Genomic DNA, 17,321 nt, shown 5'->3' on the forward strand with positions numbered 1-17,321 from the left:
GGCCGTCCGGCGCGCGGGGTGGAGAACGCCTTCATGCGCCGCGCCGATGAGACGAAGATCGCCGCCTATCCGTATGCCTACGACCTCGGCAGGGCGCTGAACGCGGCGGCAAAGGCCAAGGGCGACAACGGCTATGCGCCGCACTGGGCCGGGCAAGCCGCGCCGCTGGGCCGCGCCCTGCCTGCCGCTGAACTGGTCGCGGTGTTGGAAAGGGAAACACGCGAGGCGATTGCGGGGCTGTCCCGCCTTTAACCCCTCGCCGGGAGGGGCGGACGTGAGGCAGTTACAGCCGCCCCGCCTCGCCCAGCTTGTCGATCATCCAGACCCGCGCGGGCGGCAGCGGCCGGTTCAGGGCATGAAAGACGAACTGCTCAAGGAAATGCCCCGTCAGCTCCAGCCCCGCCTTCACGTCGCCCTCGCCCAGCCCGGCCTGCGCGCCCAGCATGAAGGGCGGCAGAGCCAGCAGCTTGTCGGCATAGGGGGCGCCCGCCTCGCGGCTGACGGCGCGGCCGGTGCGGGGGCTGACCCAGACCAGATCGTCCATCGACCCTGTTGAGGCGCAGCGCGACAGGTCGAGACCGAAGCCCAAGTCCTCCAACAACCCGGCCTCGAACCGCACGAAAATGGCGGGCCAGACCTCGGGCACGGCGAACGCGCCCATCAGCGCCTCGAAGGCGTAGAAGGCGCCGGGATGCGGCTCCCGCTCCGGCAGAGCGCCCTGAGCGACCGCCGCGGCGGCGCTGAGGCCGGTCAGGGCCAACGGGTCGTCGAACAGGGCGGCCGGGCCTTCGCCCACAGGCTCCAGCCGCGCCGAGCCCAGCTGATCCGACGTCCGCGACCGCAGATCGGCCACGACCCGCGCGCCCGGCTGCAGGAAGGGCCGCATCCGCCGCGACGCCCCCCCGCGACATAGGCGGCGCGGCGACCGTGCCGCTCGGTCAGCAGATCGACCACCGCCCCCGTATCGCCATGCGCCCGCGCCGACAGCACGAAGGCGTCGTCCTGAACCTCCATCAGTCGGCCTTGATGGCGTCGACGACAGCGCGCGCCTTGTCGTTCGGTACGGCGAAGCTGAGGACGTATTGCTCGATCTTCCAGCCGTCCTCGGTCAGGCGCAACACGCCCGAGCCGCGCGTGGTCCCATAGGCGTCGTTGTCCAGCACCTCGTCGAACCAGGCGACGCAGCGGCACTCGATCGGGGCGATCGTCACGGTCCGCGCCGTCGGCCGATAAGTCCAGCCCCTGCCCTGCGAGAAGTAGGGCGTGGCGTAGGCGCGGAACTCCGGCAGGGTCCAGCGCTCCCCCGCATCGGTGCCGATGAAGCGGGCGTCCGGCGTGAAGGTCGCGAAATAGGCCTCCCCGTCTGCGACCGAGGCGGCGGCGTGCATGGCGTCCAGCGCGCGCTCGATCGGCGCGGTCTCTGCGGGCGCGGCGGACAGTTGAAGCATCATCAGGGAGGCGGTGATCATGGCTTTGTTCTAGTCCTGTTCCCGCGCAGACGAAAGCGTTGTCCTTCTCCCCTTGCGGGAGAAGGTGGCAGGCGAAGCCTGACGGATGAGGGGTCACGCAACGGCAAAATAACTCATCAAACTCCAGGCGCGGGGAGACCCCTCATCCGGCCCTGCCGGGCCACTTCTCCCGCAAGGGGAGAAGGGCTTGGAGCCGTTCGTCCGCCTGGCGCGTTTCGCCTCCATCCGAAGGAGGATCTCATGAAGATCGTCACCAGCCTCAGCTTTCAGGGCCAGTGCCGCGAAGCGCTGGAGTTCTACGCCCGCGTGCTGGGCGGCAAGGTCACGGCCGCCTTTCCGTACGGCGACGGCCCGCCCGACATGCCGGTCGATCCCAAATACAAGGACTGGCTGATGCACGGCTGGCTGGAGGTCGGGGACCAGGCGATCATGGGCGCCGACATGCCGCCCGAGTTCGCGCCGAACATCGACAAGCCCAAGAACGGCTTCGACGTGTCGTATCACACCGACGATCTCGCCAAGGCGCGACAGGTCTTCGACGCCCTGTCCGAGAGCGGCAAGGTGTCGATGCCCTTCGCTGAAACCTTCTGGTCTCCCGGTTTCGGCAGCTTCACCGACAGGTTCGGCATCCCCTGGATGGTCAACACCAACCCTACGGCGGACTGGAAGCCCGGCGGCTAACGCCATTGTGATCACGAACTGTTACGACCAAAGCCGTATTGGAATCAGGGTGATGCGGCGCCTATGTCCGCGTCGTTCTTTGAGCCCTCCCCGGCTCCAGTCGTCAGGTTTGCGATGTCCCGCGTCCGTAACGCCGCCCTCAAGTCGAAGATCATGTCCGCCCAGGACGCCGCCGCCCTGATCCCGGCCAACTCGACCGTGGGCATGAGCGGCTTCACCGGCTCGGGCTATCCCAAGGTCGTGCCCATGGCCCTGGCCGAGCGGATCGAGGCCGAACACGCGGCGGGCAATCCCTTCAAGCTGAAGGTCTGGACCGGCGCCTCGACCGGGCCTGAGTTGGACGGCGCCCTGGCCAAGGCCGACGGCATCGAGTTCCGCCTGCCCTACAACTCCGACCCCATCGCCCGCGAGAAGATCAACAAGGGCGAGATGGAATACTTGGACATGCACCTGTCGCAGGTGGCGCCGGTCGCCTGGCAGGGCTTCCTTGGCCCTCTGGAGACGGCCGTGGTCGAGGTATCGGGCATCCGTGAGGACGGGGCGCTGATCCCCTCGTCCTCCATCGGCAACAACAAGACCTGGCTGGACCGCGCCGACCGGATCATCCTCGAGGTCAACAGCTGGCAAAACGCGGCGCTGGAGGGGATGCACGACATCTATTATGGCACGGCCCTGCCGCCTGCGCGCGTGCCGATCCCGCTGACCAAGCCGACCGACCTGATCGGCGAGACGGTCTTCCGCGTCGATCCGTCCAAGATCGCCGCCATCGTCGAGACCGACAGCCCCGACCGCAACCTGCCCTTCGCCGCGCCGGACGCCAACGCCACGGCCATCGCCGGGCATCTGATCGAGTTCCTGCAGCACGAAGTGAAGCTGGGCCGCCTGCCCGCCCACCTGCTGCCGCTGCAATCGGGCGTGGGCAATGTCGCCAACGCCGTGCTGGCGGGTCTGGCCGACAGCCCATTCGAGAACCTGACCGCCTACACCGAAGTGCTTCAGGACGGGATGCTGGACCTGCTGGATAGCGGCAAGCTGACCGTCGCCTCGGCCACCGCCTTCTCGCTCAGCCCCGAGGCCGCCGCCGATCTGAACAGCCGGATGGAGCAGTTCCGCGGCAAGATCATCCTGCGCCCGCAGGAAATCTCGAACCACCCTGAGATCATCCGCCGTCTGGGCTGCATCGCCATGAACGGCCTGATCGAGGCGGACATCTACGGCAACGTCAACTCCACCCACGTCATGGGCTCGCGCATCCAGAACGGCATCGGCGGCTCGGGCGACTTTGCGCGCAACGCCTATATCTCCTGCTTCGTCACGCCCTCGACGGCGAAGGGCGGCAAGATCTCGGCCATCGTCCCCATGGCCAGCCACGTCGACCACATCACCCAGGACGTGCAGGTCATCGTCACCGAACAGGGCCTGGCCGACCTGCGCGGCCTGTCGCCCAAGCAGCGCGCCCGGGTCATTATCGCCAACTGCGCCCACCCCGACTATCGTGACGCGCTGAAGGACTATTACGACCGCGCGCTGAAAGGCTCCTACGGCCTGCAATCGCCCCACCTGCTGACCGAGGCGCTGTCGTGGCACCAACGCTTCATCGAAACGGGGTCGATGAAGGCCTGACCCGCCCGTCTCAGGCATAGCGGCGGGCGACAGCGACGCTGGCCACCGTCAGGGCGGCGGCCGCCACCATGGTCCACGGCACGGCCTCGTGCAGCACCAGCCCCGCCAGCGCCAGGGCGAAGAAGGGCTGGAGAAGTTGAAGCTGCCCCACGCTGGCGATGCCGCCCATCGCCAGGCCGCGATACCAGAAGATGAAACCGATCAGCATCGAGAAGACCGAGACATAGGCCAGTCCGGTCCACGCCGGGACGCCGATCGCGCTCCAGTCGGCGGGCAGGTCCAACGCCGCCACCACCAGCATGATCGGCGCCGACAGCACCAGCGCCCAGCAGATGACCTGCCAGCCGCCCAAACGCCGCGCCAGTATGCCGCCCTCGGCATAGCCCAGGCCGCAGATGATGATGGAGGCCAGCATCAGCAGGTCGCTGGTCCATGATCCGTCGCCGTGGCTGCTGAAGGCGAAGCCGATCACTGTGGCGCTGCCCAGACCCGAGAACAGCCAGAACAGCGGGCGCGGCCGCTCCCCGCCCCTCATGACGCCGAAGATGGCCGTGGACAGCGGCAACAGGCCGATGAAGACGATCGACCGGGCCGAGGTCATGTGCTGCAGGGCCAGGGCCGACAGCAGGGGAAAACCGACCACCACCCCGACCGCGATCACCGCCAGCGACATCAGATCGCGCCGATCCGGCCGCGCCTGCCGCGTGGCCAACAGCACCAGCCCAGCCAGCGCCGCTGCGATGGCCGCCCGCGCGCCCGTCAAAAACAGCGGCGACAGGTCCGCCACCGCCACCCGCGTCGCGGGCAGCGAACCGCTGAAGATCACAACCCCCAGAAGCCCGCAGATCAGGCCGTCGATGCGTTTCTGTTTCGCCGTGTCCATTCCGTCTTCCTCTTCGCCGCCTGATTGGACGCGCGGCGCTGGCGAAGGCAGCCACAGATCGATACACTTCTGACAAACTGTATGGGTTATGGAGCCGACACGGTTGTCACGTTGCACACGCACCACAAAGGTCATGGAGGCTATCCGCGCGCGTATCGCCGGGCGCAGCCTGGCCCCCGGCGACCGCCTGCCGTCGATCCGGCGTTTCGCCGAGACCATGGCGGTTTCGCCTTCAACCGTCGTCGAGGCCTATGACCGGCTGGCGGCCGAGGGGTTGATCCGCGCTCGGCCGGGATCAGGCTTCTACGTCTCGGGCGCCGCCCTGCCCCCGCTCAGTTTTGCAGTCGATCCCAGCCTGCACGACCGCGCCGTCGACCCCTTCTGGGTGTCGCGCCAGTCGCTGGAGGCGCCGCCGGAGGCCCTCAAGCCCGGCTGCGGCTGGCTGCCTGCGGACTGGATGCCGACCGAGGCGCTGCGCAAGGCCCTGCGCGCCGTCGCGCGGGCGGACGACGCCCTCCTGACCGACTATGGCGGCGTGCTCGGCTCGAGGGCGCTGCGCCGCATCCTGCTGGGTCGTCTGGCGACCGAGGGGCTGCAACTCGGCCAGGATCAGGTGCTGCTGACCGCCTCCGGCACCCATGCCGTCGATCTGACGTGCCGCTATCTGCTGCGGCCCGGCGATACGGTGGTGGTGGACGATCCCTGCTACTTCAACTTTCGCGCCCTGCTGCGCGCGCATCAGGTCCAGGTCGTCGGCGTCCCCTACACGCCCACGGGCCCTGACGTCGAACGGTTCGAAGCCGTACTGAAACAGGCGTCGCCCCGGCTCTATCTGACCAACGCCGGGCTTCAGAACCCGACCGGCGCCGGCATCGCGCCCCAGACGGCGCACCGCCTGCTGAATCTGGCCGCCGCGCATGACCTCACCATCATCGAGGATGATCTTTTCGCCGATCTGGAGCCCGAGCCCACCACCCGTCTGGCGGCGCTGGACGGGCTGAACCGGGTCATCCGCATCGGCAGCTTCTCCAAGACGCTGTCGGCCTCCCTGCGCTGCGGCTACATCGCGGCGCGCGTCGACCGGATTTCGGATCTGGCCGATCTTCAGGTGGCGACGGGTTTTGTCGGCGCCAGTCCCGTGGCGGCCGAAGCCATCGCCCACGTCCTGGCCGGGGGCGGCTATCGCAAGCATCTGGACGAGGTTCATCGACGCCTGGCGCGCAAGCGTCGCGAGGTGATCGCCCGCCTGAGATCCATCGGCGTCGAACCCTGGATCGAGCCGCGCGGCGGCTTCAATCTTTGGTGCCGACTGCCAGGCGAGATCGATTCCGCCGAATTGGCTCGCGCCGCGCTGAAAGAGGGCGTCGTCCTGGCGCCCGGCGACGTGTTCAGCCCCTCACAGACGGCCAGCCGCTTCATGCGGGTCAACGTGACCCACTGCGACGACCCGCGCCTGATGAACTTCCTGCGCCTAAGCCTCAGCGGCTGAGCGCGGCGGGGAACGGGCGGCCGAGAGCCTCGGCCATGGCCTGCTGGTTGATAAGCAGCACCAGGTCGCGCAGGTGATAGTTGTTCGACAGCACCACCACCGTCACGTCCTGATCGGGCTGATAGGACACCAGGTTGCGGAAACCCGCCCAGCTGCCGGTGTGGTAGATTTGGCGATCGCTGAACGGCGATGAGGTCCGCTCGCCCAGGGCGCTGACGTAAATGCCGTACCCATAGGCCCGATGCGGCCCGCGTCGCTCCGGCATGTCGTCCGGCGCATGGTCGGCGATCAGGTCAGCATAGGCCTTGTCGCTCAGGACGTGGCCCTGATGCAGAGACCGGTTCCAGGCCAGCATATCGTCCAGCGTCGAATACAGCGCCCCGGCGCCTGCCACGACGCTGACGTTGGCGATGGGCTGCGGCGTCAAGCCGGCCGGAAACAGGCCGTAGCCCATGGCCAGCCCCTGGGCGTCGTCATTCACGTCCGAGCCGGTGTCCTTCATGCCCAGGGGCTTGAGGATCGCCTGCTCCATATAGGTCTCGAACGGCTGGCCGCTGGCCTTTGACACGATCTCGGCCGCCAGGTTGAAGGCGGCGTTGTTGTAGCGGACCTTCGTCCCCGGCTCGAACTGCAGGCCATAGCGGGCCGAAGTCTCGGTCAGTTCCTGCGACGTGCGGTGGGTGACGCGGATACGGCCCCACTCGGCTTGCGCCATCACGTCCGGAATGCCCGAGGTGTGCGACAGCAGGTGATGGATACGCAGCGGCCGCCAGGCGTCGGGACACGGCTCGATCCATTTGCAGACGGGATCGTCGACCGACAGCTTGCCCTCGTCCTGAAGCTTCAGAACGGCCACGGCGGTGAACTGCTTAGACACCGAGGCCAGGCGGAAACGAGTGTCCAGAGCGAAGGGCGTATCCTGCTCATAGTTCGCCTTGCCGTAGACCTGGCGGAACAGAACCTGATCGCCCCTGGCCACCAGGACGGCGCCGGTGAACTGCTTGCTGGCCGCCAGCTGGTCCAGACGTTCCTTCAACTGCGGCAGGGCCTCGACCACCTCGACCGGCGGACGCTTGGGCAGGTCTGTCCGATAGACGGCGGCCGCCTGGGTTTCCGGCGCGACAGCCTTCACGAACCACGCGCCCGCCCCGGCCGAGATCAGGCCGGCGGCGACGAGGGAACCGAGGAACCAGGGCCTTCCGCCCGCGGTCTTGGGAACGATGAACACGAGACTAGACGTCAAACTCCAGGCCGAACTGGGCGTACAATGCCTTTGAGTCTTGCCATTTGGGATCGACTTTGACGGTCAAAAACAGGTGAACGGGCCGATCCAGGATCTCGATCAGCTCTTCACGCGCCTTCTGGCCGATCCATTTCAGGGTCTGGCCGCCCTTGCCCAGAACGATCGGGCGCTGGCTTTCGCGCTCGACATAGATGGTCTGTTCGATGCGGGCCGAACCGTCCGCCTTGTCCTCGAACGACGTCGTCTCGACCGCCGCCGAATAGGGCAGTTCCTCGTGCACGCGCAGATAGACCTTCTCGCGCGTGATCTCAGCGGCCAGGACGCGCAGCGGCACGTCCGCCGACTGGTCCTCGGGGTAGAGCCACGGCCCCTCGGGCATGGCCAGGGCCAGGCGCGTCTTCAGATCGTCCACGCCGTCGCCGCTGAGCGCCGAGATCATGAAGACCTCGGAATAGACGCCCGTCTCGAACAGGCGCTGCGACAGGGCCAACAGGGTGTCGCGGCGCATGCCGTCGATCTTGTTCAGCGCCAGGATGACCTTGGTGTCGGTCGCCTTCAGATTGGCGATGATGGTCTCGGTGTCCTCGGCCGAGCGGCGGTCGGCGGCGGTGCCCTCGCGACCTTCAGCGTCGATGTGCGACTGGGCGTCGATGAGGTGGACGACCACGTCCGCGTCCTGCGCCCCGCCCCAGGCCGAGGCGACCATGGCGCGATCCAGACGGCGGCGCGGCGTGAAGATGCCGGGCGTGTCCACCAGCACGATCTGGGCGTCGCCCTTGATGGCGATGCCGCGCACGGGGAAGCGCGTGGTCTGGACCTTCTGGGTGACGATGGAGACCTTGGAGCCGGTCAACCGGTTCACCAGCGTCGACTTGCCCGCATTGGGCGCGCCGATGATGGCGGCGAAGCCCGCACGCTGGCCGGTGATCTCGGTGGTTTCGGTGGTCTCGGTCAAATTACGTCTTCTCGTTTCAATAGGGCGATGGCGGCGGCCTTTTCCGCCTCCTGTCGCGAACGTCCCTGGGCGCGGGCTGGTTCATAGCCCGTCACCGTCGCCTCGACCGTGAAGGTCGGCGCGTGATCCGAGCCGGTACGCTGGACCACTTCATAGGTCGGCAGCGGTCGGCCCTGGCCTTGCGCCCATTCCTGCAGGGCGGACTTGGGGTTGGTCACCGCCGCACTCGGAGGCGCGGCCAATTCTTCGGCCCAGGCGCGTTCGAACACGGTCTGAGCGGCGATCAGACCGCCGTCGCGATAGACGGCCGCCAGGATCGCTTCCACAGCATCGGCGATGACTCCGGCCTTTCTGCGGCCGCCCGTCTTGGTCTCGCCGGGCGACAGGCGAAGCGCGTCGCCCACGCCCAGCCGTTCGCCCACGCGGGCGCAGGCGCTCTTGTCCACCAGGGCGTGCAGGCGGGCGGACAGCTGCCCCTCGTCCGCTGACGGATAGTCGCGCACCAGTCGATCCGCGACCAGCAGGCCCAGCACCCGGTCGCCCAGGAACTCCAGCCGCTCATTGTCGGCAGGAACTTGCGGGCCCGCCCCCTCGCCCACGCTGGAGTGCGTCAGGGCGCGCTCCAGCAGGGAGGCGTCCTCAAAGTCATGCCCCAGGCGCTGGCGCAGGGCCGCCACGGCCTCGGCGCGCACATTCGTGCGTCCGCCGGCCATCAGTCGAGGATCTTGAAGAACCGGCTGAAGCGCACATTGGCGAACCAGCTGACCGGGTTGAACAGCGAGGCGCCCGGCGTCCACGAGAACATGATGATCTCGGCCTTGCCGACCAGGTTCTCGGCCGGGACCATGCCCACGCCGGCCGACATCTCGACGCGGCTGTCGATCGAGTTGTCGCGGTTGTCGCCCATCATGAAGTAGTGACCGGCCGGAACCTCATACAGCGGGGTGTCGTCCAGATCGCCGCCGGGGCCGAAGTCCTGCGTCATGAAGGTGCGGCCGCCCGGCAGGGTCTCGCGCAGCTGGGTCACGGCGCGCGGGCCGAACATGTCGGCCATCTGGGCGCGGCTGACCACCACGTCCTGAACCGGCGCGCCGTTGATGTAGAGCTTGTTGGCGATCATCTGCACCTTGTCGCCCGGCAGGCCGATCACGCGCTTGATGTAGTCCGTTTTGTTGTCGCGCGGCAGCTTGAACACGGCGATGTCGCCGCGCTCCGGCGCCTTGCCCAGGATGCGGCCGTTGAACACCGGCGGGCTGAACGGGATCGAGTGCTTGGAATAGCCGTACGACCACTTCGACACGACGATGTAGTCGCCTTCGTACAGGTTCGGCTCCATCGAGGCCGACGGGATGGTGAAGGGCTGGAACAGCAGCACCCGCAGCACCAGCGCGATCAGCAGGGCGAAAACGACGGTCTTGATGATCTCGACCGTTTCGTTGCTCGCGGACTTTTCTTTCTTCACTCGCTTGGCCTTCCTGGAGCGCCGGGGCGCATAGATCGGGGTCTCGCTGTCGAGCGCCTCGGGGTCGTCCCCCATGTCGAAGGGCGCGTCGCCGTCGTCGCTCCAGATCGGCCGTTGGTCAGCCGGATCAAGGGCTGGGTCGGCTGCTCCGCCGTTCGCCTTGGGGTCGTCGCTCATCGTCTGCTCGAATCCCCCGCCGAACGCGGGGTTTGAAGGTCGAGGCGTAGTCGCTGAACCCGCCGCGAGCAAGACTCTGGATGATGAAGGAACCGCAACCTTCGCCGCGGCGTCAGGCCTTGGGCAGGGCTTCGATCACCACGAAGGCCAGGGCGTAGGGGTGTTCGTCGCTGAGGGTCAGGTGGATGCGCGCCTCATGTCCCGGCGGGGTCAGGCGAGCCAGATGCTCGGCCGCGTGGCCGGTCAGGGCCAGCGTCGGTTGACCAGACGGCAGATTCACCACCCCCATGTCGCGCCAGTAGACGTCGGACCGCATGCCGGTGCCCAGGGCCTTGGCGCAGGCCTCTTTCGCCGCAAACCGCTTGGCGTAGCTCCACGCCGGGTCAGCCTTGCGGTCCGAACGGGTGCGCTCAAGCTCGGTGAAGACGCGTTGCTTGAAACGGTCGCCGAAGCGGTCCAGCGACGCCTGGATGCGACGGATGTCCGACAGGTCGGCGCCGACGCCGATAATCACGATGACGCCTCGTCCATCGCCGCGCGCATCCGGCGGATGGCGGCGTCTAGGCCGACGAAGACCGCCTCGCCGATCAGGAAGTGGCCGATGTTCAGCTCGACGATCTCGCGAATGGCCAGCACATCGCCTGCCGTGGCGTAGTCGAGACCGTGGCCCGCATGAACCTCCAGCCCCAGAATGTCGGCCTGGGCGGCGGCGGCGGCCAGACGGTCGAACTCGACCGCGCGCTGAGCCGGGTCGGTCAGGTGGCAATAGCGGCCGGTGTGAAACTCGACCACCTGGGCGCCGACCGCGGCGGCGGCCTCGACCTGGTCCTCGGACGGTTCGATGAACAGGCTGACGCGGATGCCTGCGTCGGACAGGGCCTTCACCACCGGGGCGATGCGGGCCTCATGACCGGCGACGGCCAGACCGCCCTCGGTAGTCACTTCCTCGCGCCGCTCGGGCACCAGGCAGGCGGCGTGCGGCCGGTGGCGCAGGGCGATGGCCAGCATCTCCTCCGTCACCGCCATCTCGAAGTTCAGCGGCTTGTCCGCGCGGCGGCACAGGGCCGTCAGCACGTCGATGTCGGCGTCGGTGATGTGACGGCGATCCTCGCGCAGGTGGGCGGTGATGCCGTCGGCCCCGGCCGCCAGCGCCGCCTCGGCCGCGCGGGCCGGATCGGGATGAGCGCCGCCGCGTGCGTTACGGACCGTGGCGACGTGGTCGATATTGACGCCCAGACGAACCCGCTGACGCTTCATCCCGTTCTCTCTTCTCTACTTCGACAGGCGACGGCTGCCCGGATCCTCGACCGGCAGGGCGGCCAGTTCCGGCGGCAGGGCGTCGGCCGGATAGGCCGGCACCTCCATCGAGGCCAGGGCGATCAGGGGCACGCCCACATCGACCTTTCCGCCCGAACGGTCGACGATGCAGGCGGCGGCGACGACATGACCGCCCGCCTTCTGGATCGCAGCGATGCATTCGCGCGAAGAAAGCCCCGTGGTGACGATGTCCTCGACCATGACGATCTTCTCGCCCGGCTCGACCGAGAAGCCGCGACGCAGTTTGAACTCGCCGCCCTCGCGCTCGACGTACATGGAGCGGACGTTCAGGTGCTTGGCCGTCTCATAGCCGGGGATGATGCCGCCGACGGCGGGCGAGATAGCCGCATCGACCGGGCCGACCGCAGCGACGATCTTTTCCGCCAGCGCCTTGCACAGGCGCTCGCAGCGGGCGCCGTCCATGAAGACCAGGTTCTTCTGCAGGAAGACCGGGCTGTGCAGGCCGGACGAGAGGACGAAATGGCCTTCGCGCAGGGCGCCGGCGTCGCGGAATTCGTTGAGGACGTCTTCAGTGTTCATGAAGGCCGTCCTTAGACCCTGCAGCGGCCGCCCTCAACCCGCGCCCTATTTGATGTCGCAGTTGGGCTTCAGGCCGCCTTCCAGCAGCTTGGTCCACACCGTCTCGGCGTCATCGGCGAAGGCGAACAGCTTCATGTCCGACGCCTTGACCATGCCGTGCTCGATCAGGGTGTCGAAGTTGATGACCGAACGCCAATAGGCCTCGTCGAACAGGACGATGGGGATCGGCGGGGCCTTGTCCGTCTGGCGCAGGGTCAGGATCTCGAACAATTCGTCCAGAGTGCCGAAACCGCCGGGGAAGACCACCAGGGCGTTGGCCCGCATGGCCAGGTGCATCTTGCGCATGGCGAAGTAGTGGAACTGGAACGTCAGTTCAGGCGTCGACCACGGGTTCGGGAACTGCTCGTGCGGCAGGGTGACATTGAAGCCGATCGAGGGCGCCCCGGCCTCGTGCGCGCCCTGGTTGGCGGCCTGCATGATGCCCGGCCCGCCGCCCGTGGCGATGACGTTGTCGCGCACCTCGCCCGGCTCGCCGCGGAAGGCGCCGCCGCGTTCGGAGGCGATGCGGCCGAACTGACGCGCCTGCTCGTACCAGTAGGCGTGGCGGCCGTCGCCGTTCACGCCGACGCGGGCGCTGCCGAAGACCACGATGGTCGAGCGCACGCCCCAGGCCTTCAGCGCCTGCTCGGCCTTTTCATACTCCATCAGGAAGCGCACGCCGCGCATCGACTCGCCCAGCAGGAAGTCCTGATCCAGGGCGGCCAGACGATAGGAGGGCGAGGCCAACTGGGCCTCGTTGGCGAGCTTCTGTTGTTCGGGGGACATTTCGACCTTTGAGAAAACTGATGGCGTCAGCGTCGGCTCAGCCGCGCGCGCGATCAACCGTATCGACGTAGGGATTGGCCCTCAGCGCCGCAATGATCATGGTGGCGTGGCGGGCGTCCTCGACCTCCACGTCGATATCGATGTCGTAGAAGTCGTGCTGCCGGTGCGCCATCGACAGATTCAGAATGTTGCCGCCCGCCTCGCCGATGATGGAGGCCACCTGCCCCAGCACGCCGCGCGCATTGGTCAGGGTGGCGTGCAGCTTGACCGCGCCGACGGCGCTGCGCTCGGCCTGCGGCGTCCATTGCAGATCCTGCCAAACGGAGTCGTCATCGGCGAAATCGGCCAGGGTCTGACAGTCGATGGTGTGGACGGTCAGTCCCTTGTCCGGCTCAAGAATGCCGACGATGCGGTCGCCCGGCACCGGCGAGCAACACTGGCCGAAATGGATGCTGACGCCCGGCGTCAGACCGCCGCCGCGCACGAACAGACGCGGCGATTCCTCGCCGATGCGCTTGCGCTCCGGCCCGGCCTTCAGCTGGCCCTTCAGCGCCGGGAACAGGGTCTCGGCCACGCGCGTGGCCGTCAGACGCCCCCGGCCGATGGCGTCGAACATGTCCTCCTCCGACGGCATGGCGAAGGTCTTCAGCACCTCCGACAGCTTGACGTCGGCCAGCGACTTGCCCGCCCGCTCCAGTGTCTGCTCCAGCGTCGTCTTGCCCAGGCGCACGAACTCTTCGCGCTCCGACGAGCGGATGAATCGACGGATGGCCGAGCGCGCCCGGCCCGTGACGGTCAGGCTGCGCCAGTCGGTGGGCGCCTCGCGCTTGGTCCCGCGGATGATCTCGACCACGTCGCCGTTCTGAAGCGCCGTGCGCATGGGCTTCAGCTCGCCGTTGATCTTGACCCCGACGGCGGTGTCCCCGACCTCGGTGTGGACGGCGTAGGCGAAGTCCAGCGGCATCCCCCCGCGCGGCAGGGTGATCAGCGCCCCCTTGGGCGTGAAGACGAAGACCTGATCCAGATACATTTCGAGCTTGGCGTGCTCGACCCAGTCTTCGCCGCCCTCCCCGTGCTCGATCACCTGAACCAGATGGCGCAGGTTCAGTAGGGGATCGCGGCCGCCATCCGCCTCCATCGCCTCACGGTCGAAGCCGTAGGACTGGTTCTTGTAGGCCCAGTGCGCCGCCACCCCGTCCTCGGCCACGCGGTCCATGATCTCGGTGCGGATCTGCATCTCGATGCGCAGCCCGCCCGGCCCGACGACCGTGGTGTGCAGCGAGCGGTAGTTGTTCGACTTGGGCGTCGAGATGAAGTCCTTGAACCGTTCCGGCACCATCGGCCACGCGCGGTGAATAACGCCCAAGGCGCGGTAACAGTCGTCCTCGCTCTCGACGATGACGCGGAAGCCGTAGATGTCCGACAGGGATGAAAAGCCGACCGTCTTGCGCTGCAGCTTGCGCCAGATGGAATAGGGCGTCTTCTCGCGCCCCTTGACCCGCGCGGTCAGCCCCGCCTCGGACAGCACCCGTTCGATCTCGGGCGAGACGGCCTCGATGGCGCTGCCGTTCTCCAGCTTCAGCGCCTCCAGGCGGCGCTGGATGGCGACGCGCGCCGTGGCGTTCAGATGCTCGAACGCCAGCTCCTCCAGCTCGGCGGCGATGGAGTGGATGCCTATCGACCGGCCCAGGGGGGCGTAGACTTCCAGCGTCTCGCGGCTGATGCGCTCGCGCTTCTCCGGCTTCACGAAGTGAAGGGTGCGCATGTTGTGCAGGCGGTCCGCCAGCTTGACCAGCAGCACCCGCACGTCGCGCGAAATGGCCAGGATGAACTTGCGCAGGTTCTCGGCCTGACGCGTGTGCTCGGCCTGAAGCTCCAGCCGCGACAGCTTGGTTACGCCCTCGACCAGGACGGCGACCTCTTCGCCGAACATCTCGGCGATGTCCTCGCGCGTGGCCGAGGTGTCCTCGACCACATCGTGCAGCAGGGCCGTGACGATGGTCGCCGTATCCAGCCGATAGTCGGTCAGGATGCCCGCGACCTGGATCGGATGGGCGAAATAGGGATCGCCCGAGGCCCGCAGCTGCGAGCCGTGCATCTTCATCGCATAGACATAGGCGCGGTTCAGCAGCGCCTCGTCGGCAGTCGGATCATAGGCCTTGACCGCCTCGATCAGTTCGAACTGGCGCATGATCGGTGCGCGCTTGGTATCAGACAATGCAGGGCCTTCAGACGACTTCGGCGCCGCCCCGGCAGGGGACGACGCCGACTTGTCTTGCAGATTCGCGGGTTGGTCCATCGGCGTGTCCGCCAGGGGCCGCGCCGTTGAGGAGGTGACGCCGGTGACAGGCTCTGCCGTCAGTAGCGTTCCTCCTGGCCCCCGTCGCGGTCGCTCTGCAGCGCGCGGATCAGTTCGGCTTCGGCCATGTTCATGTGCTGCGGCTCGGCCAGCAGGGCCACGACTTCGGCTTCATCCTCGGCCTCGGTCCGCTCATCGACCCGTTGCAGGGTGGTGATGATGTTCTCGCGCAGTTCGTCCGGGGTGACGGTGTCCTCGGCCAGTTCGCGCAGGGCGACGACCGGGTTCTTGTCGTTGTCGCGGTCCAGCGTCAGCGGCGCGCCGTTGGCGATGTTGCGGGCGCGGTGACCGGCCAGCAGAACCAGACCAAAGCGGTTCGGCACCTTTTCGATGCAGTCTTCGACAGTGACGCGGGCCATGAATTTCCTCTGGCGGCAGGGAGAACCGCACAAAATATAGGTTGAAAGCCGATTGTGCAACGCCGCGAAGGCGGCATTGGGGCGGATCGGCGTCAGTTGCGCCTCCCCTCGCCCGACAGACGGCCCGACGTCAACCCCTCGGCAGGGGTCGAGCATCCTCGCCGACCGTGGCCGCCGCCGCCAGATCGCGCGCACGACGGCCGCAAACCGGATGCGTCCACTCCGGCGCCACCTCGGCCAGCGGCCCCATGACGAACAGCCGGTCGGCCGCTCGCGGATGCGGCAGAATCAGCCCGTTCAGATCGCCGCTGAGCCGCCCATAGGCGATCAGATCCAGATCCAGCGTGCGCGGCGCATTGCGCGCCGTCCGCACCCGGCCGAACAGATCCTCGATCCGCCCCAGGGTCTGCATCAGGGTTGAGGCGTCCTGGGCGGTGCTGACTACGGCCACGCCGTTCAGGAAGGGTGGGTCGCTGGGGTCAGGCCAGGCCTGGGACGACCACCAGGACGAACGCGCCAGCACATCCACCCCCTCGGCGCGGAACCGAGCCAGCGCCGCCTCCAGCGCCACGACACAGGACGACCAATCACCCTTGTCATTGCAGCCCAGTGCGACGATGACTGCCGCGTCCAGATCGGTCTCGCCCCAGGATTCTCCTGCGGCGTCGGTCGGGGCGTTCATTTTCTCGACCATATCGACGGACTCATTTTCCTTCATGACCGACCATCCCGATGACCGCATCGCCCTGTTCATCGACGGCGCCAACCTCTATTCGGCCGCGCGCGCCCTGAACTGCGATCTCGACTTCAAGAAGCTGTCCACCTGGTTCGTCGGCGAAGGCCGATTGATCCGCGCCTATTATTACACGGCCATCATCGAGGGCGAAGAATTCTCGCCCGTGCGGCCGCTGGTCGACTGGCTCGACTACAACGGCTTCACCGTGGTGACCAAGCCGGTCAAACGCTTCACCGACGCCCAGGGCCACAGCCGCACCAAGGGCAATATGGACATGGAGATCGCTGTCGACATGCTGGAGCTGGCGCCGCGCCTGGATCAGGCGGTGCTGTTCTCGGGCGACGGCGACTTCCGCCGTGTGGTGCAGGCTCTGCAGGCCAAGGGCGTGCGCGTCACCGTCGTCTCGACCGTCAAGAGCCAGCCGCCCCAGATTTCCGACGACCTGCGCCGTCAGGCCGACGCCTTCGTTGATCTGGCCGACATCATGAACCAGGTCGGCAAGCCCAAGGCCGCGATGAATCAGGGCGTGACCCGCACCCTGGACCGGAGCGATCGCGCGTGAGCGCAGCGTTGACCCCGGAACCGGCGCGCGACTGCCCCCTGTGCCCGCGCCTGGTCGCCTATCGCGCCGAGAACGCGCGTCAGAACCCGGACTGGTGGAACGGTCCGGCGCCCTCGTTCGGCGATCCGAACGCGCGTCTGCTGATCGCAGGCCTGGCGCCGGGCCGCACCGGCGCCAACCGCACGGGCCGCCCCTTCACCGGAGACCACGCAGGCTGGCTGCTGTATGACACGCTGAAGAAGACCGGCTTTGCAAAGGGGTCTTACGATCCTGATGGCCACGATGACCTGACGCTGGTCGACTGCATGATCACCAACGCCGTGCGCTGCGCCCCGCCGCAGAACAAGCCGACGGCGACGGAAGAGAACACCTGCCGCCCCTTCCTGGTGGATCGGCTGACCGCCCTGCCCCGGCTGAAGGTGATCGTGACCCTGGGCGACGTGTCGCGGCGCAGCATCCTGCGGACGCTGGGCTATCCCGGCTCAGCCATTCCCGCCGGGCATGGCGTCGAGGGCCAGGTCGGCCCCTATACGCTAATCAACAGCTACCACTGCTCACGGCTGAATACGAACACGGGCCGACTGACGGCGGAAATGTTCGAGGACATCTTCAAGCGCGCGAAGGCGGCCCTGGAAGCTTGA

Annotated in this window: 19 protein-coding genes and 1 pseudogene; 6 read left to right on the forward strand and 14 right to left on the reverse strand. The window is 67.4% G+C overall.

Annotation, left to right across the window (positions count from 1 at the left end; translation table 11 throughout):
- The coding region (locus tag BDIM_RS09500) for a nitronate monooxygenase (RefSeq protein WP_248601211.1) at positions 1-252 on the forward strand (252 nt) is incomplete at its 5' end.
- A 31-nt stretch (positions 253-283) separates the two neighbouring features.
- On the opposite strand, the pseudogene recO reads toward BDIM_RS09500, so the two are convergent.
- Together recO and BDIM_RS09510 are read right to left on the reverse strand one after the other, a co-directional pair.
- Positions 284-1,014 (reverse strand): annotated as a pseudogene (recO, locus tag BDIM_RS09505) (DNA repair protein RecO).
- Positions 1,014-1,469, reverse strand: coding sequence for a nuclear transport factor 2 family protein (locus tag BDIM_RS09510; protein ID WP_003165367.1), 456 nt, complete (start codon positions 1,467-1,469; stop codon positions 1,014-1,016). The pseudogene recO and the gene BDIM_RS09510 overlap by 1 nt, the downstream one beginning before the upstream one ends.
- A 240-nt stretch (positions 1,470-1,709) precedes the next feature.
- Between BDIM_RS09510 and BDIM_RS09515 the strand changes: the two genes are divergently transcribed.
- Together BDIM_RS09515 and scpC are read left to right on the forward strand one after the other, a co-directional pair.
- Entirely contained in the window at positions 1,710-2,150 is a 441-nt protein-coding gene (locus BDIM_RS09515) for a VOC family protein (protein WP_003165368.1), read from the forward strand.
- A 114-nt stretch (positions 2,151-2,264) separates the two neighbouring features.
- Positions 2,265-3,773: a succinyl-CoA:acetate CoA-transferase ScpC gene (scpC, locus tag BDIM_RS09520; protein ID WP_003165370.1), complete on the forward strand. Its 1,509-nt coding sequence runs from the start codon at positions 2,265-2,267 to the stop codon at positions 3,771-3,773.
- A gap of 10 nt (positions 3,774-3,783) precedes the next feature.
- Here scpC and BDIM_RS09525 read toward each other — a convergent pair whose 3' ends face one another.
- Positions 3,784-4,656 (reverse strand): DMT family transporter, encoded by an 873-nt coding sequence (locus tag BDIM_RS09525; RefSeq protein WP_003165371.1) that lies wholly within the window; start codon positions 4,654-4,656, stop codon positions 3,784-3,786.
- 133 nt (positions 4,657-4,789) lie between these two features.
- Here BDIM_RS09525 and BDIM_RS09530 point away from each other — a divergent pair, with 133 nt between their 5' ends.
- Positions 4,790-6,145, forward strand: coding sequence for an aminotransferase-like domain-containing protein (locus BDIM_RS09530; RefSeq protein WP_003165372.1), 1,356 nt, complete (start codon positions 4,790-4,792; stop codon positions 6,143-6,145).
- Here the strand turns inward: BDIM_RS09530 and BDIM_RS09535 are convergent.
- The 11 genes from BDIM_RS09535 to folK form a co-directional block, all read right to left on the reverse strand.
- Entirely contained in the window at positions 6,135-7,373 is a 1,239-nt protein-coding gene (locus BDIM_RS09535; RefSeq protein ID WP_003165374.1) for a serine hydrolase domain-containing protein, read from the reverse strand. The genes BDIM_RS09530 and BDIM_RS09535 overlap by 11 nt on opposite strands.
- Positions 7,374-7,377: 4 nt before the next feature.
- Positions 7,378-8,343, reverse strand: a complete 966-nt coding sequence (gene era / locus BDIM_RS09540) for a GTPase Era (RefSeq protein ID WP_003165376.1) — start codon at positions 8,341-8,343, stop codon at positions 7,378-7,380.
- On the reverse strand, positions 8,340-9,056 hold the full coding sequence (rnc, locus tag BDIM_RS09545; RefSeq protein ID WP_003165378.1) for a ribonuclease III: 717 nt from the start codon (positions 9,054-9,056) through the stop codon (positions 8,340-8,342). Before rnc ends, era begins: the two co-directional genes overlap by 4 nt.
- Positions 9,056-9,982: a signal peptidase I gene (lepB, locus tag BDIM_RS09550; RefSeq protein WP_003165379.1), complete on the reverse strand. Its 927-nt coding sequence runs from the start codon at positions 9,980-9,982 to the stop codon at positions 9,056-9,058. Before lepB ends, rnc begins: the two co-directional genes overlap by 1 nt.
- Before the next feature lie 112 nt (positions 9,983-10,094).
- Positions 10,095-10,496: a holo-ACP synthase gene (gene acpS, locus BDIM_RS09555; protein WP_003165381.1), complete on the reverse strand. Its 402-nt coding sequence runs from the start codon at positions 10,494-10,496 to the stop codon at positions 10,095-10,097.
- On the reverse strand, positions 10,493-11,239 hold the full coding sequence (locus BDIM_RS09560) for a pyridoxine 5'-phosphate synthase (RefSeq protein ID WP_003165382.1): 747 nt from the start codon (positions 11,237-11,239) through the stop codon (positions 10,493-10,495). Before BDIM_RS09560 ends, acpS begins: the two co-directional genes overlap by 4 nt.
- Before the next feature lie 15 nt (positions 11,240-11,254).
- On the reverse strand, positions 11,255-11,839 hold the full coding sequence (pyrE, locus tag BDIM_RS09565) for an orotate phosphoribosyltransferase (RefSeq protein WP_003165383.1): 585 nt from the start codon (positions 11,837-11,839) through the stop codon (positions 11,255-11,257).
- Positions 11,840-11,884: 45 nt separating this feature from the next.
- Positions 11,885-12,664, reverse strand: coding sequence for an LOG family protein (locus tag BDIM_RS09570; protein WP_040346796.1), 780 nt, complete (start codon positions 12,662-12,664; stop codon positions 11,885-11,887).
- A gap of 37 nt (positions 12,665-12,701) precedes the next feature.
- Positions 12,702-14,963 carry a RelA/SpoT family protein gene (locus tag BDIM_RS09575; RefSeq protein ID WP_003165385.1) on the reverse strand — a complete coding sequence of 754 codons (2,262 nt, stop codon included), beginning with the start codon at positions 14,961-14,963 and terminating at the stop codon, positions 12,702-12,704.
- A gap of 59 nt (positions 14,964-15,022) precedes the next feature.
- Entirely contained in the window at positions 15,023-15,382 is a 360-nt protein-coding gene (rpoZ, locus tag BDIM_RS09580) for a DNA-directed RNA polymerase subunit omega (protein WP_003165386.1), read from the reverse strand.
- Positions 15,383-15,512: 130 nt separating this feature from the next.
- Positions 15,513-16,100 (reverse strand): 2-amino-4-hydroxy-6-hydroxymethyldihydropteridine diphosphokinase, encoded by a 588-nt coding sequence (folK, locus tag BDIM_RS09585; protein WP_003165388.1) that lies wholly within the window; start codon positions 16,098-16,100, stop codon positions 15,513-15,515.
- Here folK and BDIM_RS09590 point away from each other — a divergent pair.
- Complete coding sequence (locus BDIM_RS09590) at positions 16,099-16,680, forward strand: LabA-like NYN domain-containing protein (protein ID WP_003165390.1); 582 nt, start codon at positions 16,099-16,101, stop codon at positions 16,678-16,680. The genes folK and BDIM_RS09590 overlap by 2 nt on opposite strands.
- Positions 16,677-17,321 (forward strand): uracil-DNA glycosylase, encoded by a 645-nt coding sequence (locus tag BDIM_RS09595; protein WP_040345635.1) that lies wholly within the window; start codon positions 16,677-16,679, stop codon positions 17,319-17,321. Before BDIM_RS09590 ends, BDIM_RS09595 begins: the two co-directional genes overlap by 4 nt.

Origin of the sequence: Brevundimonas diminuta ATCC 11568 (genome assembly GCF_000204035.1) — a bacterium.
In the GTDB taxonomy this organism is placed as follows: domain Bacteria; phylum Pseudomonadota; class Alphaproteobacteria; order Caulobacterales; family Caulobacteraceae; genus Brevundimonas; species Brevundimonas diminuta.